The sequence below is a fragment of the Pseudomonas sp. IT-196MI5 genome (assembly GCF_949767415.1).
Lineage (GTDB): Bacteria > Pseudomonadota > Gammaproteobacteria > Pseudomonadales > Pseudomonadaceae > Aquipseudomonas.
Map to the genome: position 1 here is coordinate 183,828 of NZ_CATKPZ010000055.1, position 25,896 is coordinate 209,723.

Annotated in this window: 22 protein-coding genes and 2 pseudogenes; 11 read left to right on the forward strand and 13 right to left on the reverse strand. The window is 60.4% G+C overall.

Annotation, left to right across the window (positions count from 1 at the left end):
• Positions 1-36 precede the first annotated feature (36 nt).
• Positions 37-1,134: an HlyD family secretion protein gene (locus ACM6IK_RS23520; protein WP_414876214.1), complete on the forward strand. Its 1,098-nt coding sequence runs from the start codon at positions 37-39 to the stop codon at positions 1,132-1,134.
• Positions 1,131-2,714: a DHA2 family efflux MFS transporter permease subunit gene (locus ACM6IK_RS23525; protein WP_414876215.1), complete on the forward strand. Its 1,584-nt coding sequence runs from the start codon at positions 1,131-1,133 to the stop codon at positions 2,712-2,714. The genes ACM6IK_RS23520 and ACM6IK_RS23525 overlap by 4 nt, the downstream gene beginning before the upstream one ends.
• A gap of 69 nt (positions 2,715-2,783) precedes the next feature.
• On the opposite strand, the gene ACM6IK_RS23530 is transcribed toward ACM6IK_RS23525, so the two are convergent.
• The 7 genes and pseudogenes from ACM6IK_RS23530 to ACM6IK_RS23560 all read right to left on the reverse strand — a co-directional run bounded on the left by ACM6IK_RS23530 (position 2,784) and on the right by ACM6IK_RS23560 (position 7,253).
• Complete coding sequence (locus tag ACM6IK_RS23530; protein WP_223547603.1) at positions 2,784-3,224, reverse strand: hypothetical protein; 441 nt, start codon at positions 3,222-3,224, stop codon at positions 2,784-2,786.
• A gap of 236 nt (positions 3,225-3,460) precedes the next feature.
• Positions 3,461-4,153, reverse strand: a complete 693-nt coding sequence (locus tag ACM6IK_RS23535; protein ID WP_414876216.1) for an RES family NAD+ phosphorylase — start codon at positions 4,151-4,153, stop codon at positions 3,461-3,463.
• Complete coding sequence (locus tag ACM6IK_RS23540; RefSeq protein ID WP_414876217.1) at positions 4,147-4,551, reverse strand: antitoxin Xre-like helix-turn-helix domain-containing protein; 405 nt, start codon at positions 4,549-4,551, stop codon at positions 4,147-4,149. The genes ACM6IK_RS23535 and ACM6IK_RS23540 overlap by 7 nt, the downstream gene beginning before the upstream one ends.
• 127 nt (positions 4,552-4,678) lie before the next feature.
• On the reverse strand, positions 4,679-5,872 hold the full coding sequence (locus tag ACM6IK_RS23545) for a Fic family protein (protein WP_414876218.1): 1,194 nt from the start codon (positions 5,870-5,872) through the stop codon (positions 4,679-4,681).
• A gap of 316 nt (positions 5,873-6,188) precedes the next feature.
• Positions 6,189-6,452, reverse strand: a pseudogene (locus tag ACM6IK_RS23550) (methyl-accepting chemotaxis protein); the annotation flags it as partial.
• Positions 6,453-6,674: 222 nt separating this feature from the next.
• On the reverse strand, positions 6,675-6,812 hold the full coding sequence (locus ACM6IK_RS23555; protein WP_414876219.1) for a hypothetical protein: 138 nt from the start codon (positions 6,810-6,812) through the stop codon (positions 6,675-6,677).
• Between the two features lie 168 nt (positions 6,813-6,980).
• Positions 6,981-7,253, reverse strand: coding sequence for a hypothetical protein (locus tag ACM6IK_RS23560; RefSeq protein WP_353741162.1), 273 nt, complete (start codon positions 7,251-7,253; stop codon positions 6,981-6,983).
• 297 nt (positions 7,254-7,550) lie between these two features.
• Here ACM6IK_RS23560 and ACM6IK_RS23565 point away from each other — a divergent pair, with 297 nt between their 5' ends.
• From ACM6IK_RS23565 to ACM6IK_RS23575, 3 genes are all read left to right on the forward strand, one after another.
• Positions 7,551-8,909: an MATE family efflux transporter gene (locus tag ACM6IK_RS23565; RefSeq protein ID WP_414876220.1), complete on the forward strand. Its 1,359-nt coding sequence runs from the start codon at positions 7,551-7,553 to the stop codon at positions 8,907-8,909.
• A 152-nt stretch (positions 8,910-9,061) separates the two neighbouring features.
• Positions 9,062-9,730, forward strand: coding sequence for a phosphoribosyltransferase (locus ACM6IK_RS23570; RefSeq protein WP_414876221.1), 669 nt, complete (start codon positions 9,062-9,064; stop codon positions 9,728-9,730).
• Between the two features lie 131 nt (positions 9,731-9,861).
• Positions 9,862-10,446 carry a YceI family protein gene (locus ACM6IK_RS23575; RefSeq protein WP_414876222.1) on the forward strand — a complete coding sequence of 195 codons (585 nt, stop codon included), beginning with the start codon at positions 9,862-9,864 and terminating at the stop codon, positions 10,444-10,446.
• Between the two features lie 372 nt (positions 10,447-10,818).
• Here ACM6IK_RS23575 and ACM6IK_RS23580 read toward each other — a convergent pair whose 3' ends face one another.
• The gene (locus tag ACM6IK_RS23580) at positions 10,819-14,217 is read right to left on the reverse strand and encodes an Ig-like domain-containing protein (RefSeq protein WP_414876223.1); all 3,399 of its coding nucleotides are present in this window, start codon (positions 14,215-14,217) and stop codon (positions 10,819-10,821) included.
• A 507-nt stretch (positions 14,218-14,724) separates the two neighbouring features.
• Between ACM6IK_RS23580 and ACM6IK_RS23585 the strand changes: the two genes are divergently transcribed.
• Complete coding sequence (locus tag ACM6IK_RS23585) at positions 14,725-15,447, forward strand: GNAT family N-acetyltransferase (RefSeq protein ID WP_414876224.1); 723 nt, start codon at positions 14,725-14,727, stop codon at positions 15,445-15,447.
• Between the two features lie 229 nt (positions 15,448-15,676).
• On the opposite strand, the gene ACM6IK_RS23590 is transcribed toward ACM6IK_RS23585, so the two are convergent.
• Positions 15,677-16,807 (reverse strand): P1 family peptidase, encoded by a 1,131-nt coding sequence (locus ACM6IK_RS23590; protein ID WP_414876225.1) that lies wholly within the window; start codon positions 16,805-16,807, stop codon positions 15,677-15,679.
• A gap of 71 nt (positions 16,808-16,878) precedes the next feature.
• A complete protein-coding gene (locus ACM6IK_RS23595; RefSeq protein ID WP_414876226.1) occupies positions 16,879-17,982 on the reverse strand; it encodes an extracellular solute-binding protein in 1,104 nt (367 codons plus the stop codon).
• A 110-nt stretch (positions 17,983-18,092) separates the two neighbouring features.
• Here ACM6IK_RS23595 and ACM6IK_RS23600 point away from each other — a divergent pair, with 110 nt between their 5' ends.
• Entirely contained in the window at positions 18,093-18,866 is a 774-nt protein-coding gene (locus tag ACM6IK_RS23600; protein ID WP_414876227.1) for a helix-turn-helix transcriptional regulator, read from the forward strand.
• Between the two features lie 67 nt (positions 18,867-18,933).
• Here the strand turns inward: ACM6IK_RS23600 and ACM6IK_RS23605 are convergent, their stop codons facing one another.
• Positions 18,934-19,290 carry a DUF6124 family protein gene (locus tag ACM6IK_RS23605; protein ID WP_414876228.1) on the reverse strand — a complete coding sequence of 119 codons (357 nt, stop codon included), beginning with the start codon at positions 19,288-19,290 and terminating at the stop codon, positions 18,934-18,936.
• Positions 19,291-19,759: 469 nt separating this feature from the next.
• Positions 19,760-19,873: pseudogene (locus ACM6IK_RS23610) on the reverse strand (ABC transporter permease); the annotation flags it as partial.
• A 152-nt stretch (positions 19,874-20,025) separates the two neighbouring features.
• Here ACM6IK_RS23610 and ACM6IK_RS23615 point away from each other — a divergent pair.
• Positions 20,026-22,722 (forward strand): RHS repeat domain-containing protein, encoded by a 2,697-nt coding sequence (locus tag ACM6IK_RS23615; RefSeq protein ID WP_414876229.1) that lies wholly within the window; start codon positions 20,026-20,028, stop codon positions 22,720-22,722.
• A 46-nt stretch (positions 22,723-22,768) separates the two neighbouring features.
• Here ACM6IK_RS23615 and ACM6IK_RS23620 read toward each other — a convergent pair whose 3' ends face one another.
• Positions 22,769-23,710 (reverse strand): class I SAM-dependent methyltransferase, encoded by a 942-nt coding sequence (locus ACM6IK_RS23620; RefSeq protein WP_414876230.1) that lies wholly within the window; start codon positions 23,708-23,710, stop codon positions 22,769-22,771.
• A 279-nt stretch (positions 23,711-23,989) separates the two neighbouring features.
• On the opposite strand from ACM6IK_RS23620, the gene ACM6IK_RS23625 reads away from it, so the two are divergent.
• Genes ACM6IK_RS23625 through ACM6IK_RS23635 form a run of 3 tightly spaced genes read left to right on the forward strand, consistent with a single transcriptional unit; the run spans position 23,990 to position 25,712 of the window.
• Complete coding sequence (locus tag ACM6IK_RS23625; protein ID WP_414876231.1) at positions 23,990-24,607, forward strand: cytochrome b/b6 domain-containing protein; 618 nt, start codon at positions 23,990-23,992, stop codon at positions 24,605-24,607.
• Positions 24,604-25,389, forward strand: a complete 786-nt coding sequence (locus ACM6IK_RS23630; protein WP_414876232.1) for a molybdopterin-dependent oxidoreductase — start codon at positions 24,604-24,606, stop codon at positions 25,387-25,389. Before ACM6IK_RS23625 ends, ACM6IK_RS23630 begins: the two co-directional genes overlap by 4 nt.
• A gap of 53 nt (positions 25,390-25,442) precedes the next feature.
• Positions 25,443-25,712 (forward strand): pentapeptide MXKDX repeat protein, encoded by a 270-nt coding sequence (locus ACM6IK_RS23635; RefSeq protein WP_414876233.1) that lies wholly within the window; start codon positions 25,443-25,445, stop codon positions 25,710-25,712.
• Positions 25,713-25,896: the final 184 nt, after the last annotated feature.

Genomic DNA, 25,896 nt, shown 5'->3' on the forward strand with positions numbered 1-25,896 from the left:
CTGCCTGGTTCTTGGCACTGCACAGGAAATCAAAAAATGAACTCGCTCCAGGACAAGGCCGCCATTGCCACCGGCGCAAGTAGCGCAACGCCTGTGGTCGTGGTGCGGCGCAGCAAGCGCAAGACCATCGGCCTGTTGCTGTGCGTCGCGGCCTTGATGGTCGTGGCGGCTTGGGGAGCCCTGGCATTTTCCAATGGCGTGACCTCGACCGACAATGCCTATGTCCGCGGGGATGTCACCTCGCTCGCCGCCAAGGTGGCCGGCTATGTCACGGCGGTCGAGGTCCGGGACAACCAGGCCGTGCGTGCCGGTGATGTGCTGTTTCGTATCGATGACCGCGACTATCGCGCCAAACTTGCGCAAGCCGAGGCCAATGTCAGCGCCGCCCAGGCGCGCCTGACCCATGTCGACGCACAGATCCAGCTTCAGCACGCGCTGATCAGGCAGGCCGAAGCACAAAGGCGCTCGGCCACCGCCGACATGAGCCTGGCGGCCAAGACCCACGACCGCAGCCGCAAACTGATCGTCAGCAATGCGGTCAGCCAGGCCCTGGTCGATGAAACCGGCACGGCGCAATCCAGAGCCGTGGCCTCGGTGTCGGCCGCCTCGGCCACGGTCGAGGCGCAACAGCAACGCATCGCGGTGTTTGTGGCCGAGCGCGAGGCTGCCGTGGCCGCCGTGACCCAGGCACAGGCCGTGCGCGATCTCGCCCGGATCGATCTCGATCACACCGTGGTACACGCGCCGGTGGATGGCGTGGTCGGCAACCGTCAGGTTCGCCTCGGTCGTTTCGTCACGCCGGGTGTCTCCCTGCTCGATATCGTGCCGGTCAACGATGTGTGGGTGGTGGCGAACTTCAAGGAAACCCAGCTTGAACATATTCGCCCCGGTCAGTCCGTGCGCGTCACGGTCGATGGCTACCCCGATGCGGCACTCGATGGCGTGGTCGACAGTTTTGCACCGGGCAGTGGCTCGGCGTTCAGCCTGCTGCCGCCCGACAACGCCACCGGGAACTTTGTGCGTGTCGTGCAGCGCGTGCCGGTGAAGATCCGTCTGGCCCACAATCCGCTGCCGGGGCGCATCGTGCCGGGCCTGTCCGCGCGGGTGGAGGTTGCGCAAGGGGCCGGTTCATGAAAAGCGCCAGACTGAGCCGCGTCAGGGCAACGAATGGCGTCCTGCTCATGGTGGGCATCGTGCTGGCGACGTTGACGGAAGCGATCGCCAGCACCGTGCTGGCCCTCGGCCGCAGTGACATCATCGGCGACACCTATGCCACGCCTGACGAGTTCGCCTGGCTGGATGTCGGCTACATCGCGTTCAAACTGATCGGGTTCATGCTTGCCCCTTGGCTGATGCAGCGGTTTTCCGCGCGCAACGTGATCATCGACGCCACCCTGGTCATGGGCCTGGCATGCTGCGTGGCCGCCATTACCGCCCGGTTGGAACTGCTGATCGCACTGCGCATCCTGCAAGGCTTCGCTGGCGGTACTTTGTTGGTGGCGGGTCAGGCGCTGATTTTTCGCGGTTATCCACGCGCCCTTCAGCCGATCCTGCAAGCCCTGTTCGCCATGGCGGCCGTGGTCGCGTCGGCGACCCTCGCACCGGCCCTGCAAGGGTGGTTGATCGACAGCCAGTCCTGGACCTGGATTTTCTTCAGCGTGGTGCCGCTGGCCCTGGCGGCGACGGGGCTCTTGCTCATCGCCGACCACCCCATGCCTGCCAGGGTCCGGCAACATTCGTTTGACTGGCTCGGCTGTGCACTGATCGGTGCTGCGCTGTTGTGTTTCACCTACGTGCTCAGCCGGGGCAGCCGCTGGGATTGGTTCGAGGAGCCGCGGATCCTGATACTGACGATGCTCGGCGGTGCCGCGCTGCTGGCCTTTCTCGGCCAACAGGTCTTGGCCAACGACCAAGGGCTGCTCGATTTCAGCCTGTTCAAAACAAGCGATTTCACCTTTGCCTTTATCGTCAGTTTCGTCGCCGGTGCCGCCCTGTTCGGCAGCGCCTACCTGATCCCGGCGTTCGCCCTGTCGGTACTCGCGTTCACACCGACCGATGCAGGTTGGCTCCTGTTGCCCAGTGGCGGTTTTTTTGTCGGCTCGTTGCTCATCGCTGCCTGGTTGATCAAAGTCCGCCGCCTGCCGCCGGTGGCGACCGTGCCCTTGGGCATCCTGCTGATCATGGCGGCGATGTGGATGCTGTCCGGCTCCACCAGCGAAAGCGGCGCCGGCGACATGATGGCGGCCATCCTGTTGCGCGGCCTGGGCCTTGGCTTCCTGTTTCTGTCGATCACCCTGATCGCCTTCAGTCACCTCAACAGCCGCAACCTGGCCAGCGGCATCGGCCTGTTCAATACGGGGCGGCAACTGGGTGGCTTGATGGGCGTCGCGGGGCTGCAGACCTTGATCGACCATCAGGTTGTCAGCAATGGCGTGGTCCTTGGCGCCAACGTCACCCCTGGGGGGCATGCGGTCATCGAACGGCTGATGACCACCACCGCGATGCTGGCGGGGAAGGGCATGGATCAGGTGGCCGCTGGCCGGGCAGCTACCAGCCTGCTGGGCAAAGCAGTGTCAGGTCAGGCCACGGTGATGACCTTCGATACGGCGTTCTTCGCCGTGGCCCTGCTGTTCGTCTTTGCCGCGCCCATTCTGGTCGGCATCAAGATCGGTCTCTCGCGACACGCGAAAGTGCACGGACAACCGACGAATTGATGACCCGCACGAAAAAGCCCGGCGGGTGAGGCCGGGCTTTTCGTTGAGTCCTGCGGTAAAGCACTGCATTCAGACAGCGCGGCTTTCGATCAGACGGTCGGAGCCGCCTTCGGCGACGCGGTTGCCATTCAGATGATCGGAGCCGTCAGCAGCAACACGATTGCCATTCAGGTGATCGGAGCCGTCAGCAGCAACACGATTGCCATTCAGGTGATCGGAGCCGTCAGCAGCAACACGATTGCCATTCAGGTGATCGGAGCCGTCAGCAGCAACACGATTGCCATTCAGGTGATCAGAACCATCGGCAGCGACGCGTTTTTCGATCAAACGATCGGAGCCACCTTCAGCCACACGATTCTCGATCAGGCGATCGGAACCACCCTCGGCCACACGGCTTTCAATCAGACGATCCGAGCCGCCTTCAGCGACCACAGGTTGAGCAGAGGTAGCGGCGAAAGCGTTAACTGCGAAAACCGAGAAAGCGATGCTGAGGAGGGTTTGGCGTTTCATGATGGTGTGCTCCGGGGGTGTTATGGGTTGGTATGGAGCAGATGTTACGCCGGGGATTTTTTTAGAGAACTTCATTGAAATGATGGTGACTATCGATGCAGTCAATGGATCGCAGATCCCTGTGGGAGCGAGCTTGCTCGCGATTGCTGTGTGTCAATCGACACATCTGTTGAATGTGAGACTGCCATCGCGAGCAAGCTCGCTCCCACAGGTTTTCATGTGCCTGACAACGGGGCTCAAGCCTCACTGATCTGGCTGACACTGGTGATCTGCCCATTCCAGACCATCTCGTAATGCGCCGCTTGAACGATCGACGACACCGACCTCGGTGTCATCAACGCCCAACAATGACTGCCCGGCATGCGCACCGAGTGATAACGCAGCCCCGGGCAAGCTGACCTGCGAACATCCAGGCCAAGGCGCCGGGCGTCGCTGTAATTGTCCGGTGCATACACCGGATCAGTCAGCGGCAGGGCGGTGGCGTCCTTCATCCCGCCATCGCCAAAGGCACACGCCAACCCCCGAAACACAAACCGCTCATAGTTCAGGCTCGGCACCTTCGACCAATACAGCGCCTGGTGATGCCGGACCTCGGCCAGCGCCGCTTCCATCGAATCCGCCAGGTACAACACGCCAAAACTGCCGTCACTGAAGCGCGAACCCGCCGGGTTGACATGGGTAAAGGGCGCAATGGCGTACGAGCAGCCCGCAATCCCGAACGGAATCTCGCTGCGCGCAATCAACTCAAGCTGTCCCAGCTCATTCTTCAACCGCGGATTGGTCAGCGCCTGAATCTCGAACAACAGCTCGAACTCATCCGCGTCCGCCACATCATCGAACAACGCAATCGGCGGAAACTTCGAATTGACCAGGCGATAAGCCTGCAACGACTGACCGGCAAACACCGCCAGCTCACTGGCCATCACCATTGCGCACCCCGCAGCATGTCGATGCGGCGGAAAGTTTCGTACAACGCAATCATGTCGCCCTGAGCCATGATCTCCAGCGGCGAACGCCCGTTGAAAAACTCGTTGTCATTGGCCATCGAGGCAAAGCCGTAGACGTTGTCCGGGTTGTCGAACACCAGCCGCAACGTCGCGTGAATGTTCAGCACAAAACTGATGCGCTGCATCTGGTCCGCATCCAGCGCCACCGCCCAATCCGGGTCACGCTGACGAGCGCGGGTGTAGGTGCTGCGGGAAATACGCAGGATGCGACAGGCCTGGTCGCTGGTGGCTTTCCACTTTTCCAGAATACCCACGGCGGCACGCAGGCCGGTGACACACTGGTTTTTGCTGAAGGATTGGGGTTGCAGTGGGACGGCCATGTTCGTGTCCTTGAGTTGCATCTATAGATTCAAATGTAGATTTAATGAATCTGTAGAGCAATGTTCGTGCGACGGGTGGGCCTGGCGTGCCAATGCAATAGAGCCGCTATCTTGCTGAGGCTATGTGCTACTGAAACCGACGATGCAGGTCTGGAAAGACATCCTGGGCAAACCAGGCGGGCAGGCCGGGGGTCACGACTCTGGATTTTGGCGTCCGGCTTTCAACCAGACCGACTTTTATAAGCCTGGATAACTCGTCGATTGCCGGGCGCGGTGTCAGGCCGGTGAATGTCTTGATTTCATTGCGCGGCAAACTGCCCTGCGTGATCAGCGCGATGATCGCGGGTGCACTTTCCGGGCGGATACCTTGTTGTAGAAGTCTCTCGTTGTAGCGAAAGGCGCGTATCACGCGCTCCCGCAATTGGGATGGGTCCACCGCGGCAATCATGTAGTCGACCTGGTCGTGACACACCTGCAACATGAACTCAATGAATTCGAAGTAACGTCGTTGGGATAGCTGACCCCGTCCGTCCAAATCACCTTCTCGTGGGCGGTCGGCCATGGTCAGGGCGCTGTAATAATCCTGATGTCGACGTGCAAGGCCGCGTGACAGTGACCAGAGGGTAGGCTCCAGCCCCAAGTGTACCAATTGCAAATGAGTGATTAGCCGAGCAACTCGACCATTGCCGTCGGTAAAAGGGTGAACCCAGGCGAGGCGATGGTGGTAGGCAAGCGAAGCAATCAGCTGACGGCGAGGATCCGTCTGCCGGCCAAACCCTGACTGAAGGTGTCTTAGCATCGCCTCGACAGCTGAAGCGTCCGGCGCATCATGATTGCCGACGATCACGTTTTGACCCGTGACCGACCGAAGTATGCCGGGCTGCATTATTGAGCCATCTGACAGCGTACGTTCTGCGTCACTGGCCCCGCGAAAAAGCCGGTGATGAGTGGCGCTCACGAACTCGGGTGCGAACATGTCGCCCCAGGTAAAGGGGCCTCGCTGGCGCAACGTCCGCTCAAACAAGGCTTGCACCGCCATTTGTTCAACTGCAAGGCTTTTGAGCCGCTTGCGATCTTTGACCAGCGCTGTTTGTGCTTTCTGCATATCGGCAGGCTCGGTGTATTGCCCTTCGATCAGGTTCGAGTAGTACGTATTGGTGATTTGCAGGAGACGGCCGAGTCGTGCGGCGGTTTCAGGCGGTAGTCGCCCGGCTAGAAACCGGGTCTTTCTGGGCAACGCATCCGCAAGGTCAATGATCGATGGGGGCAACGACTCCGGAAGAACAGGGTCCAGCCAGGATTTCGATGTGATTAAGGACATGGCGGTTCCTGTCGTCAGAGTTATCTTCACATTTTATTTCACATAGGTAATCGTTTAACAAGCCTTATTTTGTTGGGCTTTATGTGGGCTTATGAAGCTTTTTAACTGAGCTCCCTTCACATTTTATTTCACACATTTATTTGAAAGGCTCCAGGATTCTGAAATGCCAATGGCCAGCGAATACAAATCGGGCGCCTATCAGGCGTTCGTATTCAATTACTTCGCTGCGACGCCCTCAAGTAGCGTCTGCAACTTGCCCGGCCTGCGGGTTGCCTTCCGTTTCCCCATTGAGAATAAACGCGCGCCCACGGCCGCATCACTGATGAAACGTCCGCCCCAACGCATCCAGCCGAGTGACAATCGGCGGCAAGCGCCGACTGCTCAGCGCCAGCGTTTCCACGTCATCCGCCGTGTTCTGCGCAATGCTCTGCACCGACTGCAAGCGCCCGACAATCTCGAAACTCGCCATGGATTGTTCGCGGGTGGTAGTGACAATTCGCCCATTGAGCTCATCGATCTGCGAGATGTCGCTGCCCACCGCCTGCAACGTCGCCGCCGCCAGTTGACTGTCCTCGACACAGGTCCTTTATCGCTTGAGCCATTGAGGCAAATCGATTGCCAGCATGGCCGAGGTGTATTCGAGAAGTCGTGGGGGGGGGGGGGGGCATAGCCCTTGGCCATCATTCCGGGCGGGTACGACGTCGCTTGTGGAAAAACAATGTCCGATATAGAGGCAAGTAATGCCGAAGTGACGGGGAGTACGACAGGCTCCGTTGCAAAGCCTGTCGTGCACCCGAGGTCCTTACGATTTCTTCGGCGGATAGTTGCTGCGCAAGCGACCGGACTTTTTGCCGGTGTTTTTGCTCGGCAGGTTCGGCACCAACGGACGGGATCTGGGCTGGGGGTTGGAGCGGCTTTGGGGTTGAGGTTGTTTGCTCATGGCTCGCCTCCTGATTTTTCAGGGATTCGCGAAGTGGCTTACTGATGAAGTTTAGCTAATTGACTGTGGGCTGGGTCGTTTGGCACTTGGGGAATGTGTTGTGAGCGACCAAAACCCGCTGTACGCAGCGCAAACAAAACGGGCGCTTGATGAGGCGCCCGTTTTCATTCACTCCGCAGCCTGCGCCCGCAACCGCCGCCCAATCACATCCATCAAATCACACCCATCGCGCAACGGAATGACCAGCAACTTGGAAAAGTCCTCCAGCACCACCGTGTCGCAACCGAGTTCGGATCGGTAGGCAATGTTTTCCAGCACCTGCGTGACCGTACGAATGCGGTAATCCGCCATGGCTTGCAGGACGTCGAGTGGGGCTTGGGTGTCGATGAGCAGGGAGGCCGGAATCAGGTCGATTCCGGTGAGAGGCATATATCGATTCATTTTGAATGATCTCTGTTTGTTGGGCTCAAGGCCGTCAGCCGGTCATTCTCTGTTGTCAGGTCGCCAAACCCGAATCGCCATAATGGGCGACGGCGCCGACTATAAGCCGCACGGGATCAGCGCGGGAAGGTGAGGGATTCCGAGCTTTGTGTAGGACCTCTGACGATGAAACTTCAGACCTTTCCCCTCCCGTCGCTGGAAATATAAACACAGACCTGAGATGTTCACCGCCCCTTGGTTTCAGCCACCAACGCTATCCTTAATCATCGCTCTCACCGTCGAGATGGACCTTCCCGAATGCAAACCTCAACCCCCCAACGCCCCCTCTGGAAAACCTACCTCCTGTTCCTCGCCCCTATGGTCCTGTCGAACTTCCTGCAATCCATGTCCGGCACGGTCAACAGCATCTACATCGGCCAGATGCTCGGCACTCAAGCCCTGGCGGCGGTGTCGGGGATGTTCCCCATCGTGTTTTTCTTCATCGCCCTGGTGATCGGCCTTGGCGCTGGCGCGGGGGTGTTGATCGGGCAGGCGTGGGGGGCGCGGGAGGCGCATCTGGTGAAGGCGATTGCCGGGGCGACGTTGTTGTTGGGGGTATTGATCGGGTTGGTGGCGGCGGTGGTGGGCAGTGTGTTTGCGCGGTCGGCGTTGGTGGGGTTGGGGACGCCGGCGGATGTGCTGGACGATGCGGTGGCGTATGCCCATGTGATGTTGTGGATCATGCCGTCGCTGTTGGTGTTTGTGCTGTTCACGCAGTTGCTGCGCGGGGTGAGCGATACGTTGTCGCCGTTGTTGGCGCTGGTGGTGTCGACCATGGTGGGGTTGGCGCTGACACCGGCGTTGATTCGTGGGTGGTTGGGTTTTGCGCCGATGGGGATTCAGAGCGCGGCGGTTGCCGGGTTGGTGGGTAACCTGGTGGCGATGGGGTTGCTGGCGTGGCGCTTGCTTGGCAAGGGCCATCCGCTGGCGCCTGACCGCGAGTTCTTTGCGGCGATGAAGCTGGACGTGGCGATTCTCGGCAAGGTGCTGCGCATCGGTTTGCCCACCGGGTTGCAGATGGTGGTGTTGTCGCTGTCGGAGCTGGTGATTCTGGCGCTGGTGAACCAGCACGGTTCCCAGGCGACGGCGGCTTACGGGGCGGTGACGCAGATCGTCAATTACGTGCAGTTCCCGGCGCTGTCGATTGCAATCACCGCGTCGATCCTCGGGGCGCAGGCGATCGGGGCCGGGCGCATCGAGCGCATGGGACCGATTTTGAAGACCGGGCTGATGATCAATGTGTGCCTGACCGGTGGTCTGGTGGTGTTGGGGTATTTGCTGTCGCACTGGTTGCTGGCGTCGTTCCTCACCGAAGAGGCAACGCGGACCATGGCCCGGCATCTGTTGCACATCATGCTCTGGAGCCTGTTGGTGTTCGGCTTCCAGGCGATCATCGGCGGCATCATGCGCGCCAGCGGTACGGTGATGGTGCCGGTGGCGATTTCCATTGTGTGCGTGGTGGGCGTGCAGTTGCCGGCGGCGTATCTGCTGGATGCGAAGTTCGGGCTGCAAGGGGTGTGGATGGCGTTTCCGGTGGCGTATCTGGGGATGCTGGTGTTGCAGACGCTGTATTACAAGCTGGTGTGGCAGCATCAGAAGATTGAGCGGTTGGTTTAGTTGGTTTTTTGATTGCCTGTTCGCGATTGTGGTGGTTCAGTGGTGTAGATGTTGACTGTGCTGACGCTTTCGCGAGCAGGCTCGCTCCCACAGGGTAGTGGTGTTCGTAGTACTTGTGCACGACAGGCATGCCTGCCTGGGGAGGTTTTCACATGAACCCCTTGTCCCATTCCATCCTGCAAGACCGGCCAGCGGCCGGGCGGCGTTTGGTAGAGCCGCTGCTGCCTTACGCTAACCGCTCCGATGTGATCGTTCTGGCCTTGCCCCGTGGCGGTGTGCCGGTGGCTTATGAGGTGGCCACGGCGCTGAAGGTTCGCCTGGACCTGATGTTGGTGCGCAAGCTCGGCGTGCCGTCCCACCCGGAGTACGCCATGGGCGCAATTGCCAGCGGCGGTATCCAGATTCGTAATGAAGAGGCGCTGCGGGTGCACCCGATCGACCGCGCCGCTTTCGACGCCGTGGTCGAACGGGAAAGCCGCGAACTGTTGCGCCGCGAGAAGGTCTACCGCGGTACGCGGCCGCCGGTGCTGCTCAAGGATCAGGTGGTGATCCTGATCGACGACGGCCTGGCCACCGGCGCTTCAATGAGGGCGGCGATCCAGGCGCTGCGGGTGCAGGCGCCTTCGCGCATCGTGGTGGCGGTGCCGGTGGCGCCGATCGAGACGGTGCAGGCGCTGAGCAGAGAGGTGGATGAACTGATCTGCCCGCTGCTGCCTGAATGGTTCACGTCGATTGGGCATTGGTACATGGATTTTACCCAGACCTCGGATGCCGAGGTGATCGAGCTGTTGCAGCGGGCGTGGCAGCGCGGGGAGTGGTGACGGCCATCTGCAGGTGGTCGCAAATCACCGCGTGAGGTGGAATAAACGCCGGTTGTTTGCTTAAGTCATTTTGATGCCACCCGACCTGTGCGGCACCCCAATTCAAGACGGGAGCCCTCCCGGAGAGTGCCATGAACCTTCGATCCGCGCGTTGCGTCGTTCTGGCCGGTACGTTGATGTTCAGCCTGGTGCAGTTCAGCCTGGCTCCGTTCGCTGAAGCCGTGGAATACAAGAAAGTGAACGCCAAGGCCAGCACCTTGAGTTTCACCTATCAGCAGATGGGTTCGCGAAGCTACGGCACTTTCGGCAAGTTCGAGGCCAATCTCGACTTCGACACCGATAACCCTGGCGCCGCCCACGCCACGCTGACCATCGACCTCAACAGCATCGACGCCGGCAGCAGCGACGCCAACACCGAGTTGCAAAAACCGGCGTGGTTCGACACGGCGAAGTATCCGGTGGCGACGTTCGAGTCGACCTCCATCAAAGCCCAGGGCAATAACCGCTACACCATCACTGGAAAACTGTCCCTGCGGGGGCTCACTCGGGAGGTGAGTGTGCCGGTGCTGCTGAAATCGGAGAGCTCCATTGGCATCTTCGAGGGCCAACTGGTGCTCAAGCGTGACGACTTCAAGATCGGCGAGGGCGAGTGGGCGGACAGTGTGGTGTCCAATGAGATCAATATCCGCTTTCGGATGGTGGCGCCGCAGCGGTGACACGGGCTGAACGTTAACTGCCGGTCGACGACATTCCTCCTGTGGGAGTCTGCTCGCGATGGCGGCAGCACATCCAACATCCGAGTGGCTGACCCACCGTCATCGCGAGCAAGCTCGCTCCCACAGTTGATTGGTGTCGTACGCAGCATTTTTGCTCGCTGGAGATCCCCTGTGGGAGCGAGCCTGCTCGCGAAGACGGCAGAACTGTCGAAGTGATGTCGCCTGACACTCCGCCATCGCGAGCAGGCTCGCTCCTACAATTGATCCTTGGTGAATGCCAAATCTGTGTACGACGCCGATTCAATGGTGGGAGCGCCGCACAAAAAAAGCGCCCGATCCACATTGCATGGACCGGGCGCCGATCAAACCGCTCTACTGCGCCACTATTGGCACCGTCACGGTTTTGCCGAAGGCTGATTTGACGGTCGCCGTCGGGTTGGGCGCCGGGCCACTGCCGACGGTCGTCACCGCTATATTCCAGCGCGCGCCCGTCGCCGTAGGCGTCAGGGTGGCGGTGCCAAGGTTCGCCGTACCGGTTGTGACCGTGGCAGTCGCCGTGATGGTGTTGCCCGTGCCACGCGAGGTGGTGCCGGACAGGACCCAATACCAGCGGCTATTGCTGCGAGCGGTGACGGTAGCGCTGGTGACGATCAGGTTCTCGACGACCGCTGCCGAGACCGCCACGGACACCGTCGCCGATGCCGACTCCGCGCCCTTGGCATCGGCTGCCTTATAGGTAAAGGTCGCGGTGAACGGCGCGGCGACCGTGGCCGGTGGTGTGTAGGTCACGCGCGTACCATCGGTGCTGACCACGCCCGTGCCGGAGTTCGGTTGCTCCAGCCCCACCACTTTGAGTGGCACGTTACCGTCGGGGTCGGAGTCGTTGGCCAGGACGTTGATGATCACCGGTTGGCCGGTGCTGCTGATGGCGCTGTCTGGGTTGGCGATCGGTTTTTGGTTATCGCCATCGTTATTGGCACGGGTATCGCCAGTGCGGAAAGTTGGCAGCGCGGAGGAGTTGACGTAGGTGACGCCGTCCCAGCCGGGCAGGGGCGCTGGCATCAACTGGAACTGGCCGGGGTGCTCGACATCCCAGCGCAGCAGCATGGACGTGTCCTCGTGCTGGGTGTTGTGGCAGTGCTCCATGTAGGTCCCGGCGAATTCCCGGAAATGGATCGCCATTTCCACGTCTACCGAGCTGTCGATGCCTTCGCCGATGCGATAGACGTCCTTGCGCGCCCATTTTTCCCATTCGGGTGGTGGGTTGCCATCGCGGTGGAGGACGATCCCCTCTTCGAAGTGCACGTGCACCGGGTGGTTCCAACCGTTGCCGCCGCTCTTGATTCTCCACACTTCCAGGGTGCCGTCACCGGAGAACCCGGCAGGGGTCGGGCCGTTGGCCAGTTGCGGAGCGGCGCTGATGATTCGAGGGTCCATGGGGAAGCCGAATTGACCACCGTCGGTCTTGATCGTCCAGGGTGCTTCGTCGGTGCCGTCGGAGCGGCCGAAGATGAACTCGCGATGCCGTGCCACCTTGAGCTTGGCCTGTACCACCGGATCGTCACGGTTGAGGGTCAGCGGGATCATGGTCTTGCCGGCTGGCTTGCCCGGTTTGGCGGGTTCGTAGTCGGCGGGGTTCATGCTCACGTCCTGGCCGGCATAAGGCTGGACTACCATTTGCATGAACTTGCCCACCCCCGGGTCGCCGCCGGTCCATTCCAGCCCTTTGCTGCCCAGCTGGAGCACCGCCTTGTACGTCCCGGACAGCACGTCGGCCAGGCTCAGCAGTGTAGCCTCCGGCCCCTTGCCGTCGTGGTGCTCCATCAGGTTGACGAAGTACAGTTTGTCGCCGGTGTTGATCCCGTTTTTCGCGAAGTTGACGATGATGTCGTAACGCTCGGCGATCCCTATGGTGGGCAGGATGGCGTTGTGGTTCTGAGTGTTGCCATCACCTTCCAGGTCCATGCTGCCGTCGAACGGCACGGCGTGTTCCATCAGGTTGCCGTCGTTGGCGATCAAGTGGAACGGCACGCGGCTATAAGACAGACCGGAACCTGCCGGGCCGGGGAATTCGCCGCCGGTGCCGGCGACTTCACGCACCAGCGCGATCCTGAAGTAGCGCGATACCGAGCCGTTGAGGATGCGGAAGCGATAGCTGCGCGCCCGCACGTTCAGGCGCGGCTGGTACTGCCAGTTGACCAGGACCTGATCGCCGAGGAAGCCGTCGGTGTTGAACGGGTTGAACCACAGCTGGCCATTCTGATCCCAGGCCTTGTCGGCAATCATCAGGTTCACATCGTAGTCGCGGTTGCCCCAGGGCAATGCCGAGCCGCTGGGCAGGCGCAGGTTGACGCCGTCTTCGAAGGCTTCGTTACCGCGATCCAGGGCGCTGTAGTAATTCATCATCACCGCGTTGCCCTTGTAGACGTTCTGCGCGGTGAAATCGACCATGTGGTCATGGAACCAGTGGGTGCTCATGGTTTCGCGCCAGTCGCCACGGATCTTGATGCTGCCGTTGTTACACGTCTTGAGGCCCGGGGTGGCATCGTTGACGAACAGGGTTTCGTCCGGGGCGCAGGGGAACGCCGCGCGCGGATCCTGGGCGCTGGTGTTGATGGTGTCGTAACCGGCCAACTGGATCGGCCAGCGATAGTCGTAGTACTGCCCCGGAAAGAAAAACGCACCGGAAAACCCATCGCTTTCGGCCGGGGAGTGGCCATTGTGTTCGTGGGTGGTGAGGGTGTGCAGGCCAAACCCCATGTTGGCCGCCGGATCGATCGGCAGGGCGTTGTAGTGGCGCATCAGCGCGGCTTGACCGTAACGCACCATCAACAGTTTTGGTGGAAAGGTGCCGTCGAAGGTCCAGAGCGCCTTGTGGTTCTGAATCGGCATGTTGGGGTGAAAACGGACATTGATGCCTTTGGTGGTGCCGGCAATGACCGGGGTAGTCGAGGTCTGGTTGTACAGCCCGCCCGGCCCGAACTCACCGACGGCGTAGTTGTGCAACTGTCGGCGGTCGCGCATGCCGCTGTTGATCTGGGCACCCGCTTGTACGGTTTTGAAGCCGACCTGCGGGAAGAATTCGTTCCAGCGCTGGTGCGACCAGCCTTTTCCTGGCGGCCGGCCTTCGGCCGGCGAGCCGACCGGATGGCGGTTGAGGAAGGCTTCGATCTGCGCTTTCCACGGGTTGCGGTCCAGCACGTTGGAAAATTGCGACGGAAACGGGAACAGCCCCGGCTGGCGCATGAAGGCTACCAGCGCCGTGGGCGAAGGGCCGCTGCGGGCGATGTTGTTCGGGTCCTGCGTGGGCGCCGGGCCGACGAGCGGAACCGGGAAGGTCAGGGGCGGTGCCGGCAGTGTCGGGTCGAGTTTTTCCGTGCCGAATTCTTCGAACAGCAGCAGTTGCTGCGTGTACGGCTGGGCCCCGAACAATGGGCTGGGTTTGCCATTGGTGGGGATTTTGAAGGATGTCTGCAGGGCTGGCGGCAGCACGTTGTCGGTCGTTGGCGTGGTGAGGCGGGCACCAAAAGCGCCATTGGGCAGGGCGATGGCGCCCTGGTAGACGGGTGGCATGGCCCGCAAGGCCGCCGCCGCGGCATCGAGGTCGGCCGGCGGGTTGCTAAACGCCGAGGGGTCCGTCGGGGGGGGCGGGCCGAAGTCATCCAGCGGCACGGCATTGACGGTGCCGAGGCTGATGTTGATCAGCATCACAGCGGCGATACTCGGTTTCAGGAAAAAGCCGAGCGACTTGAGGTCTGGTGTGTTTTTCATCTTGTTTCCCTTGGCGCGCGCTGGTGTGGCTGATACTCGCAATTCGCTCGATGCAAGAGGTGCGCCAATCGCGGGGGAGTCCGGGGGGAGGCAAATAGCTGTTTGATATCAATCGCTTGATGGATTGGACTTTGGTCGTAGTGGAGCAGCGGGCGGGAAGCCTCAATGTTGGGGGCGCTTCACCCACCCATTCCCCCCCACTCACACCACAGGCCGGTGTGATGGTGGACGCTCTCGCGAGCAGGCTCGATCCCACAGAAAAACCAGTTGTGGGCAAACCGTTGTCCCTCTGTGGGGACGAGCCGGCTCACGAAAAGCTCAGTCAGTCCAGCACAAAGTGTGCCGGACTCTGCTGCGAGCCTCGAAAACGCAACGCCACCCGCCATAAAGCAAACGCCGGCGACGCTCATGGCGCCTGAATGGGGAATGTCTGTTCATCACCCTTCGGACCGCAGGTGTCAGGCGCGCTATGATAGGCGGCCCTTGCCCTCGGAGCCCGTCACCGCAATGCCCCTGATCAGCCACTTCAAGACCCCGTGCCCCGAGCACATCAATAGCCAGATCCTGCAGATGGTGGTCGACAACCTGACCGACATCAGCATGGTCGCGATCCCGCCCAGCAACCTGCTGTACAACCTCTATCAATACGCGATCGGCTATGAGGTGCACCTGTATCTGGAGGCGCTGAACGGTGAAAAGGGCATTGCCGTGGAGCTGATCGTCGCCACCGACGAAGACGATCCGCAAAAGGTGATCGGCTTTGTACTGTACCTGCCGGTGCAGGACGACCCCGAGGCGTGTGGCGTCGCGTACATGGCGGTGCAGGCCGAGTATCGGCGCCAGGGCGTGGCCCGGCGGATGCTGCGGGAAATGGTCGGCCGCTATCCCCATGCCGAACTGACCTGCGCGGTGGCCAAGGTGCCGTATTTCGAGGCGATGGGCTTTGAGGTGCTGGGGGTGCGTGCGACCCAGGTGTTGATGAACACCCGCGACCACGCCACCGATGGCTTGATGGCGCTGCTGGATGTGGCGTCGATCTACAGCTCGCTGGAAGTGCGGCAGATTCACACCTATCTGCTGCAAAAGCATGGCAAGCGGGCCATGACCGACGCGGAAAAACAGCGCGACCGGCATCTGGACCAGTTGACGCGCAAGGCCAATGAATGTGTGCGGGGACGGTTGGGTGATGATGCCGTACCGGCCGCCGGCCCTCGGTTACGCCTGGTCTGACCGCACTCGCCCAAACACCAAAAGTCCCCTGTAGGAGAAATATGTGGTTTTCAGAGGTAAAAAAAGAGCCTCAAAGCTCTTGATGGGGAGGAAGTGGAGCCGAGAGGCTCAAGATGCGCGTGAAGCAGGCGGTGAGCTTGGTAGGAGTTCAGTGCACTCACCACCTACGCAGCGGCTTGAGCAAGCAAGCGGCTGCGCAAGTTCATCCTAAAAAGACCGAGTGTTGCACTCAAGTACCGCTAGTCGCATCCCCCGGCCAACCGGCGCGACGCAACGCCTTGAGCAAGGTTTCGACATCCAGCCCCGGTACCCCATGCCCATTGCCTTCGGCAGTGTCGGCGGCGAGCAAGGCGTTGATGATGGCTTCTTCCACGGCTTCGGTGGCGGCCAGGAACAGCTCGCTGATGTGATCGTTGTTGACCATGCTCAGGTTGACGGTGGTCGGTGCTTTCTTGCTCTCATAGGCGGCCGGCGGCACGTGTTCATTGCCGGTGGCGAAGGCGATGAAGATGTCGCCGCTGTGGTCTTCATTGCCGCCGCCGGTGCGGGCCAGGCCGAGGCTGGCGCGCTGGGCCAGGCGAGTGCACTGGTGCGGCAGCAACGGCGCATCGGTGGCCAGGCAGACCACGATCGAGCCCATCCCCGGGTGGGGCAGCGAGGCCTTGAGGAACGGCGAATCGACCTGTTCCATGTAACGCCCGACCGGATACCCGTCAACGCGCAGTTCATTGCGAATGCCATGGTTGGCCTGGACAATCGCGCCGACCGTCCAGCCACCCTGGGCGCTGCTCAAGCGTCGCGATGCGGTGCCGATGCCTCCCTTGAATTCGTGGCAGATCATGCCGCTGCCACCGCCGACATTGCCTTCGGTCACTGGGCCGCCCGCCGCCGAATGAATGGCCTGGGCCACGTGTTCCGGCTTGACGTGAAAGCCGTTGATATCGTTGAGCAGGCCGTCGAAGGTTTCCAGCACCACCGGCATGTTCCAGTAGAGGCGCCCGTCAGCCGGTTGCTGCTCGCGGTCGAGCACGATCAGCGCATCGCGCACCACGCCCAGGCTGTGGGTGTTGGTGAAGGCGATGGGGCTGGTCAGCAAGCCCGCTTCGCGAATCCACTCCAGCCCCGTGGCATCGCCGTTGCCGTTGAGCACATGCACGCCGGCAAAGCACGGCTGCTGGCTGGTGGAACCGGCACGCGGTTCGATGACGGTGACGCCGGTGAGGATGTCGCGGCCGGTGGCAGTGCGTCCTCGTACATTGCTGTGGCCGACCCGCACGCCGGGGACGTCGGTGATGGCGTTGAGCGGTCCGGGTTGCAGTTGGCCGAACTGGATGTTCAGGTCGCGGGCACGTGGTTTCATGGGCTTTCTCATTTTCGATTCGTGGCAGAAAAAAGAATATTTGTTGGGCACCACAGGGGCATGCGGTGTATTTATTGACCGTTTTTGACCTTGCTCCAGATCCGCGTGCGCACCCGTTCGGTGGCCGGCGGCAGGGGCTGGAGGGTGAACAGGGTGGCCATGGCTTCGGCTGGCGGATACACGGCCGGGTTGCTGCGGGTCGCTTCGGCCACCAGCGTGGTCGCGCTGCGGTTGCCGTTGGGGTAGTTGAGGTGGTCGCTGACCGGGGCGATCACTTCGGGGCGCATCAGGTAGGTGATGAAGGCCAATCCTTGTTCCGGGTGCGGTGCGTCCTTGAGCAGCACCAGCGTGTCGAACCACACCGGCGCACCTTCCTTCGGCAGGCTGTAGGCGATCCTCACGCCGTTGCCGGCCTGTTCGGCGGTGGTCTTGGCTTCGAGCATCGCGCCGGACCAGCCGACCGCCACGCAGATGTTGCCGTTGGACAGGTCGCTGATGAACTTCGACGAATTGAAGTAGGCGATGTGCGGGCGCAGTTTCAGAAGCAGCGCTTCGGCCTTCTTGTAGTCCTCGGGGTTGGTGCTGTTGGGCGGCAGGCCGAGGTAGTGCAGGGCGACCGGCAGCATTTCCGACGGCGAGTCGAGCATGGCCACGCCGCATTCGCCGAGTTTGGCCAGGTTCTCTTCCTTGAACACCAGATCCCAGGAATCCACCGGCGCCTTGTCACCCAGCGCAGCGCGCACTTTGTCGACGTTGTAGCCGATGCCGTTGGTGCCCCACAGGTAGGGCACGGCGTACTGGTTGCCCGGATCGTTGTTGGCCAGTTTCGCCAGCAGTTCGGTGTCCATGTTCTTGAAGTCCGGCATCTGCGCCCGGGGCAATGGCGCCAGGGCACCGGCCTTGATCAGCGTGGGCAAGCTGAAGTTGCTGGCAACCACCACGTCGTAGCCGCTGCGGCTGGTGAGCAGTTTGCCTTCGAGCACTTCGGCGCTGTCGAAGGTGTCGTAGACCGGCGCAATTCCGGTGTCACGCTTGAAGTCCTGCAGGGTGGTCGGGCCGATGTAGTCGTACCAGTTGTACACGTGCACGGTCGGGGCTTCGACCGCAAAAGCCGACAGCGAAACCGCCAGACAGGCGCCAAACCCCAGATTGAAATACAAGCGGTGACGACTCATGATGCGGCACTCCTGGCCTGTTGCGGCCGGTGGTAATCAGGAGTTTGCAGCGTATCGACCGGGGTGGCCTTCACCCATTCCCATCATGGGTTACTCGAAAGGGGTAGTGCGTGGACGCGTTGTTGAAAGAGTTGCCGGTGCACCAGGGGCTGGCGCGGGTCTTTACGGCAGTGGGGCGGGACAGTTTCTGGCGTGCGCTGGTCGATACCCTGCGCTTGCTGGTGCCGATGGACAACGCGCTGGTAGCGCTGATGCGCCCGGGCCATGTGCCGCGCCTGCTGATTGACTTCGATGCCAAGGGCAGCCCCGACGAACATGAAGAACTGGCGGATTACAGCGCTGGCATGTACCTGCTCGACCCGTTCTATCAAGCCGCCTGCGCCGGCATCGCCGACGGCTTGCACAGCCTCGAATCGGTGGCCCCCGACCAGTTCCAGCACAGCGAGTACTACCTGAGTTACTTCAGCACCGTGGTCGGTGGGGACGAGTTGCAGTTCATGGTCAACGTCGACGGCGCCGTGCTCGGCCTGTCCCTGGGGCGTGCGACGCGCTTCAGTCTCGAGGAGCAGGGCCGCCTTGTTTGCGTGCGTGACTGGGTGCTGGCGGCGATGCGCCGACACCTGGATTTGCTGCCGCCGCAAGGGTCGGTCGCCGAACCTCCGGCGGGTGATCTGGCGACCTTGCTCGATCGCTTCGACGCACGCCTGACAGTGCGCGAGATCGAAACCGCGCGCCTGATTCTCCAGGGCTTCTCCAGCAAGGCCATCGCCCAGCAAATGGGCATCTCCCCGGAGACGGTGAAAGTGCACCGGCGCAACCTTTATCACAAACTCAACGTGAACGGGCATGGCGAGTTGTTTGCGCTGGTGTTGAAGCCGCGTTGAGCCGTCAGCCGCGGCCCGAGCCATCGTGAGCAGGCTCGCGATGGCGATAACACTGATAACCGATTGCTCAGCCCTTTTTCATCCCCAAACACTCAATGGAGTGATCCACCATCGCCTTGGCAATCTCCAGCAAATGCCAGATCGAGTACACCATCGCCCGGTCGGCGCCCTTGAGTTGATCGCCACACTGATACGCCGTGACCGACGCACAGCGCAGCAGGTCGGCGACATAGAGCTGGGTGTCTTCAAAACTCACGTCTTTGCTGACGTTGTAGAAGCGCATTTCATCGGTTGGTGCGGGTTGCTTGCCGGTGAGGTGGAAATCGATGGCTCGGTAAAGCGCGGAACGATCTCTGAGCAAATCGTCGGTGACGGTTTCGTTGGTAGGGTTTTCGGGAGGTGGATCGGGTACTGATTTTTTCATGAGTGTTACTCCTATTTCTGCATGGGAGCCATCACTTATCGCCTACTAAACGGTTGGGTGGCGGCTGTACGCAGGTTAGTAGGCCGGTCAATAGGAAAAACCGGTGCACCCGAAGGTGCCCCACGCACAGCCACCATATTCTGCATGCGGCAAAAATTACCGGACATGAGCATGGAATCGCTATGCGCCTATTGTTCCGGGCTACTAAACCCGATCACTGATGAGCAGTGACGGACCGAGCCTAGCCACGGAATTCGGCAGGCGCAAGCGAGCGAAATGATCTAGGAAATGTCCTGCAAAAGAAAGGGAGCGGGCCTGCAAAACCGCTGATTTTCCTGTAAGAAATATCATCAAGATCGCCACTCGTGTAGGAGCGAGCTTGCTCGCGAAAAACCTGAGGGCGCCACGGGGAATCTGGTTTCCCGCGTTATCGTTGACCTCCATCGCTAGCAGGCTCGCTCCTACAGGGCTAGCGCTTGTTCACCCCCGCGCCAACCGGTCCCCCCAACTGAATCACCGCGACCAACACCACCAGCAGCACAACCACCGTCAGCATTAGCTGGCTGACAAACCACTGATATCCATTCGACACGATTCATTGTGGAAGCGAGCCTGCTCCGGGCGGCGCTCCGATGATGGCGAATTCACAGGCGTCGATCTGTAACTTCTTACAGTTTCGGCCCGGCCAAAAAGGGCCCAGTCTGTCCTCCATCAACGCAAAGGACCGCCAATGCAATGACCCCCCACACCGCGACCCCGACGCTGTCCGTCATCGATCCGCGCGCCTTGGCGGTTCGCAACGTCGGCTATTGCCGCCATCCCGACAGCCCGGAGATTGATCCACGCATCACTCGGCAACGCTTCGACGCGGCGGGGCGGTTGTTCGAGTCGTGGGACCCACGGTTGTGGGGCACGGCGCCGATGCCGAACCTGACCACGCTCTACGGCTTGAACGGGCAACCGTTGTTGACGGACAGCGTCGATGCCGGGTGGCAGTTGAGTGTGCTGGATCAGGCGGGTTCGCCCTGTTCATTCTGGGATGCACGAGGCAGTCAGCGGCACACGGTGTTCGACGAACAACAGCGGCCCGTCACCGTCACGGAACAGGCCGTGGGCGAACGAACTCGCGTGGTGGAACGCTTGACCTATGGCGGCTCCGAACCCGCGTACGCAGCGCACAACCAGTGCGGACAGATGATCCGCCATGACCATCCGGCCGGCACGCAATGGGTGGCCGACTACGGGCTCGCCGGTTCAGCGCTGGTTGAAGAGCAACGCTTGCTCCTCGAACTTGAAACACCCGACTGGCCCGTCGAACCCGGTGCGCGGGATGAGCATCTGGAAGCTCAGTCCTTCATCACCCGCCATGGTTTGACTCCTGCTGGCGAGCTTCAGCAGCAAACCGATGCCATGGGCAACGTCAAAACCTTTGGCTACGACGTGGCCGGCAAGTTGAGTGAGGCCTGGCTGCACATGGCCGGCGAGGGCAGGCGACTACAACGCCTGGTCAGCGAGATCCGCTACAACGCCCAGGAGCAGATCGAACGGGAAACCGCCGGCAATGGTGTGTTGACCCACGCCGAGTACGCCGCCGATGACGGACGGCTGATCCGGCTGGTGGCGGCAGTCGGCAACCAGAAGCCCTTGCAGGACCTGCACTACGTCTACGACCCGGTGGGCAACATCGTCGAACTGCACGACCGGTCCCAGCCCGTGACCCATTTCAACAACCAGCGCATCGACCCGATCAACCGCTACCGCTACGACAGCCTCTATCAACTGGTCGAAGCCCAGGGCTGGGAGGTCAGCCAGCCGAGCCATGGCCCGGCTCTGCCGACACTGTTGCCCACGCCGCTGGACCCCAACCAACGGCGCAATTACACCCAGCACTTCGACTACGACCGGAGCGGCAACCTGACCACCCGCCACCACAGCGGCGCGCCGGGGTTTTCGATGTTCACCTCGGCGCGAAGCAACCGCAGCCTCGCGCAACGGGGCGACGGCTCGCTGCCAGGCGAGTCTGAAATCGCCTCGGGTTTCGATGCCTGCGGCAACCAGTTGGAACTGCAACGCGGGCAAGCCATGCTCTGGGACAGTCGCAATCAACTACACCAAGTCACCTTGGTGAAACGCGAAACCGAGCCCGACGACTACGAGTGCTACCGCTACGACCACCCCGGTCATCGCTTGCGCAAAACGGGACTCACCCACAGCAGCGGCCGCACCCTGCGCACCGAAGTCCGGTACCTCCCCGGTCTGGAAATCCACCGCCAGGCCGATGGCGAAGAGCATCACGTCATCAGCCTCGAGGCTGGGCGCAGCAAGGTGCGGGCGCTGCACTGGCCCGAAGGTGCGCACAGTGACCAACTGCGTTACAGCCTCGGCGACCACCTCGGCTCCAGCACCCTGGAGCTGGACGATGAGGCGGGCGTGCGGACCCAGGAACACTATTACCCCTTTGGCGGTACGGCGTGCTGGGCGGGTAGAAGTGCATTGGTGACGCAGTACAAAACCATTCGCTATTCGGGCAAGGAGCGGGATGCGACCGGGCTTTATTACTATGGCTACCGGTATTACGCGCCGTGGTTGCAGCGCTGGATTTGTCCGGATCCAGCGGGTGATATTTCCGGACCTAACAGGTACCTGATGGTAAAAAATAATCCGGTAGTATTTTTTGATCAGAAAGGCCTGGACAGGGAAAACGCCATAAAATTATGGAAGTTTGCTTTCAGAGTTATTGTGGCTACCGGAGAGGAAACTAAAAATTTTGATCCTGATTTATATATGCGTTATGACCCTGCGGATGAGCAGGAAAAAAGACGGCTCGATTTTGTTGCTAATAAGATGCAGCACTCATCTGATTATGGCGAGAGAGCAATTGAGTCGGTGTATGGTGAAGAAGATGAGTTTAGGAATTTATACGATAAGTATGAATGGATTATGAAGTACAACTTTAAGGAAAGTGCAACGCGTGAGTATTTTGCAAGTGATGTAGCGAAGTTTCAGTACGCTGCTGTTTCTCGGAAAAATGATTTTTTTGGATTTCTTCCTTTTGTTTTGAAAAGAGATTATGTCATCAATCAAGACACGCTCAGAGTGATGCATGAGACGGAAGGGACTTCCGAAGAGAGGATGGAGGTTTTTTTAAATGGAACCCCTAATGGGAAGTCAACCAAAAGGATCATGGATGATTTCAAGCTTGTCGCTACAGGCTTTAGGCAGGATCCTGAAGTGATACCGTATTTTATTGAAGATGGAGAAAAGTTTTTTCGCGCAGTTGATTTTTATGTTGATGTGAGGTTCTCAATTCGTGCTTCGATTGTAGATGCTCGCGGTGTTGGTCAGGTAATGAGCCGCAGAGTAAATTCAAAACTTGAAAACAAGCCACTTCAAGTTGCGCGCAACTTATCGGTAACGGGTATGAAACGCTAATCAGTCCCCCCCCTAGTAAACAAGCTCTCAATAGACAGAATTAATCTCATCCTTCCAGCTTGAACACCAACGCCTTCAACCCACATTCAACATCAGCATCCGGAAACTCCGGCGGATTCTCCAGCCGCTGCTCGAACCGCAGGCTTGGCGCCTCACGGGTCACGCCGTCGATCAGGAAGTCGGCACCAAACGCCGGGTCGTTCATGCAGGCCAATACGGTGCCTTGAGGGCTGAGCAATTCCGGTAACCGGCGCAGCACACGCTGGTAATCCTTGGTCAGCAGGAAGCTGCCTTTCTGGAACGACGGCGGGTCGATGATCACCAGGTCGTACGGCCCCTTGCCAATCACCTTCCCCCAGGATTTGAACAGGTCGTGACCGAGGAAACTCACCTTGCTCATGTCGTGGCCGTTGAGCCGATGATTGTCGCGGCCACGGTTCAAGGCGGGGCTCGACATGTCGAGGTTGACCACGTGGCTCGCGCCGCCTTCGATGGCGGCCACCGAGAAACCGCAGGTGTAAGCGAACAGGTTCAATACCCGCTTGTCCTCGGCATTGGCGCGGACCCACTCGCGGCCGTAGCGCATGTCGAGGAACAGACCGGTGTTCTGCTTGCGGCCCAGGTCGACCCGGTACTTCAACCCGCCTTCGATGATCGTCAGTTCGTCGATCTCTTCCCCGAGCAGCCACTCGGTGGTGCTTTGCAGCAGGTAGCGATGTTGCAACAGCAGTGTGTGGGCACCGGATTTTGCCCACTGTTCAGACTGGGTGATCGCCATCAGCAACTGTTTCAAGTCTTCCAGTTGCGCTGCATCCGGCTCCTTGAACAGCGCCACCAGCACCACGCCCTGCAACCAGTCCACAGTCACTTGTTCCAGCCCCGGCCAGCAGCGGCCACGGCCGTGGAACAGGCGGCGGGTTTCGGCGGGGGCGGCCGCCAGGGCGGTCAGCAGGTGCTGGTTGAGGGTGGCGAGGGCTTCAGGGTTCATCGGGTCGGGTCGGTCATTTGTGGGGGGCGGCATTTAACCATAATTGCGCAACCGGCGGACCACCACAGAACCCTGTAGGAGTGAGCCTGCTCGCGATAGCGGTCTGTCATTCAACATTGATGTCGACTGATGAACCGTCATCGCGAGCAGGCTCACTCCTACAGGGTTTTGGTCGGTAGTGAATGAGCAGTTATCACGTTTAATTTAACTTTACGTGAGGATTTGGCGATCTCCGCGCTCCCATACTCGGCTCCAACGAACAACAAACCGGAGCCGGACATGTCGCAGACCACTGCTTCACCCACGTCCACTCATCCACGCTGGCTACGCCTGACCCATTGGCTCAACGCTCTGGCAGTGCTGGTGATGGTCACCAGCGGCTGGCGCATCTACAACGCTTCGCCGATCTATGAATTCAGTTTTCCCAAGTCGATCACCCTCGGCGGCTGGCTCGGTGGCGCGCTGCAATGGCATTTCGCGGCGATGTGGTTCCTGGCGATCAACGGCTTGGTCTACCTGGCCTTCAACCTGTTCAGCGGACGCCTGAAACGGCGTTTCTTCCCGGTTTCACCCAAAGGCGTGCTGCAGGACCTGTGGGCCGCCTTGCGCGGAAAACTCGGGCATGCCGACCCCAGTCATTACAACCAGGTGCAACGGCTGGCTTACCTGTTCGTGATGGTCGACATCACGCTGCTGGTGCTCTCCGGGCTGGTGTTGTGGAAGTCGGTGCAGTTCCCGCTGTTGCGTGAATGGCTGTTTGGTTATGAAGGCGCGCGCCGTGTGCACTTTTTCGCCATGGCGCTGTTGGTGGCCTTCGTCGCAGTGCATCTGCTGATGGTCGCGCTGGTTCCGAAAACGCTGTTGGCCATGATCGTCGGCCGCAAGGAGCAGGTATGAAAAAGCGCATTCAGGTCCCCGGGCTGGACGAGGCTTCGATCCTCGCCGACGCCCGCAAGATCCTCGCCCCGCAAATCGAAGACCGCTCGCGCCGCTCGTTTCTGCTGCGTGGCCTGACCCTCGGAGGCGTAGCCATGCTGTCCGGTTGCAACATCACCGACAACGAAAGCGTCGAGACTGCGTTGTCGTCCATGTCGCGATTCAACGATCGGGTGCAGGGCTGGCTGTTCAACCCCCATGCGATGGCGCCGACCTATCCGGCGTCGATGATCACCCGGCCGTTTCCCTTCAATGCCTTTTACGGCATCGACGAGGCGCCGACGGTGGAGGAGGAGGGCTATCGCCTGGAAATCACCGGTCTGGTCGCCGACAAACGCAGCTGGCGCCTCGAAGAGCTGCGCGCCATGGCCCAGACCGAGCAGATCACCCGACACATTTGCGTCGAAGGCTGGAGCGCCATCGGGCGTTGGGGTGGGGTGCGCTTCAGTGACTTCCTCAAGCGAGTCGGCGCTGACACCGATGCCAAATACGTCGGTTTCAAATGCGCCGACGACTACTACACCAGCATCGACATGGCCACCGCGTTGCACGCGCAAACCCTGCTGACGCTGACGTATGACGGCGCGGTGCTGCCGCGCGAATACGGCTTCCCGATGAAGCTGCGCATGCCCACCAAGCTTGGCTACAAGAACCCCAAACACATTCAGGCGATTTTCGTCAGCAACACCTACAGCGGCGGCTACTGGGAAGACCAGGGCTATAACTGGTTCGGTGGCAGCTGATGGATGCCTGGCCATTTCATACGTCCACAACCCACGCTTCGAGGAGTTTCATCATGAAAAAGTTGACCACTGTAGTTCTGTCCATGTGCCTGGCCGTTGGCGCTGCCTCTGTGTTCGCAGCCGACACGATGAGCAACGACAGCATGAGCAAGGATTCGATGTCCAAGGATGCGATGAAAAAAGACGCGATGAAGAAGACCGATTCCATGTCCAAGGACGCCATGTCCAAAGACAGCATGTCCAAAGACTCCATGAGCAAGGACGGCATGAAAAAAGACGCCATGTCCAAGGATGCGATGAAAAAAAGCGAAATGTCGCAGTAAGTCCAGCCACCGCGGTACATGTGGGAGCGAGCCTGCTCGCGATGAGGGCCTGACAGTCGACATCGATGTTGACTGATCCGCCGCCATCGCGAGCAGGCTCGCTCCCACAGGTTTTTTCCGCAGGGCTTCAGGGAAAGCGTGCCGCCTGATGGGCAAAATTGATCAGTACGCTTGATGCCGGTCA

Coding starts and splice junctions, on each gene's coding strand:
- ACM6IK_RS23560 (WP_353741162.1), bottom strand. CDS start 7,253: ATGAATCGATATATGCCTCTCACCGGAATCGACCTGATTCCGGCCTCC.
- ACM6IK_RS23580 (WP_414876223.1), bottom strand. CDS start 14,217: ATGAAAAACACACCAGACCTCAAGTCGCTCGGCTTTTTCCTGAAACCG.
- ACM6IK_RS23570 (WP_414876221.1), top strand. CDS start 9,062: ATGAACCCCTTGTCCCATTCCATCCTGCAAGACCGGCCAGCGGCCGGG.
- ACM6IK_RS23590 (WP_414876225.1), bottom strand. CDS start 16,807: ATGAAACCACGTGCCCGCGACCTGAACATCCAGTTCGGCCAACTGCAA.
- ACM6IK_RS23595 (WP_414876226.1), bottom strand. CDS start 17,982: ATGAGTCGTCACCGCTTGTATTTCAATCTGGGGTTTGGCGCCTGTCTG.
- ACM6IK_RS23615 (WP_414876229.1), top strand. CDS start 20,026: ATGACCCCCCACACCGCGACCCCGACGCTGTCCGTCATCGATCCGCGC.
- ACM6IK_RS23635 (WP_414876233.1), top strand. CDS start 25,443: ATGAAAAAGTTGACCACTGTAGTTCTGTCCATGTGCCTGGCCGTTGGC.
- ACM6IK_RS23625 (WP_414876231.1), top strand. CDS start 23,990: ATGTCGCAGACCACTGCTTCACCCACGTCCACTCATCCACGCTGGCTA.
- ACM6IK_RS23585 (WP_414876224.1), top strand. CDS start 14,725: ATGCCCCTGATCAGCCACTTCAAGACCCCGTGCCCCGAGCACATCAAT.
- ACM6IK_RS23530 (WP_223547603.1), bottom strand. CDS start 3,224: ATGAAACGCCAAACCCTCCTCAGCATCGCTTTCTCGGTTTTCGCAGTT.
- ACM6IK_RS23555 (WP_414876219.1), bottom strand. CDS start 6,812: ATGAGCAAACAACCTCAACCCCAAAGCCGCTCCAACCCCCAGCCCAGA.
- ACM6IK_RS23575 (WP_414876222.1), top strand. CDS start 9,862: ATGAACCTTCGATCCGCGCGTTGCGTCGTTCTGGCCGGTACGTTGATG.
- ACM6IK_RS23535 (WP_414876216.1), bottom strand. CDS start 4,153: ATGGTGATGGCCAGTGAGCTGGCGGTGTTTGCCGGTCAGTCGTTGCAG.
- ACM6IK_RS23620 (WP_414876230.1), bottom strand. CDS start 23,710: ATGAACCCTGAAGCCCTCGCCACCCTCAACCAGCACCTGCTGACCGCC.
- ACM6IK_RS23630 (WP_414876232.1), top strand. CDS start 24,604: ATGAAAAAGCGCATTCAGGTCCCCGGGCTGGACGAGGCTTCGATCCTC.
- ACM6IK_RS23565 (WP_414876220.1), top strand. CDS start 7,551: ATGCAAACCTCAACCCCCCAACGCCCCCTCTGGAAAACCTACCTCCTG.
- ACM6IK_RS23545 (WP_414876218.1), bottom strand. CDS start 5,872: ATGTCCTTAATCACATCGAAATCCTGGCTGGACCCTGTTCTTCCGGAG.
- ACM6IK_RS23520 (WP_414876214.1), top strand. CDS start 37: ATGAACTCGCTCCAGGACAAGGCCGCCATTGCCACCGGCGCAAGTAGC.
- ACM6IK_RS23605 (WP_414876228.1), bottom strand. CDS start 19,290: ATGAAAAAATCAGTACCCGATCCACCTCCCGAAAACCCTACCAACGAA.
- ACM6IK_RS23540 (WP_414876217.1), bottom strand. CDS start 4,551: ATGGCCGTCCCACTGCAACCCCAATCCTTCAGCAAAAACCAGTGTGTC.
- ACM6IK_RS23525 (WP_414876215.1), top strand. CDS start 1,131: ATGAAAAGCGCCAGACTGAGCCGCGTCAGGGCAACGAATGGCGTCCTG.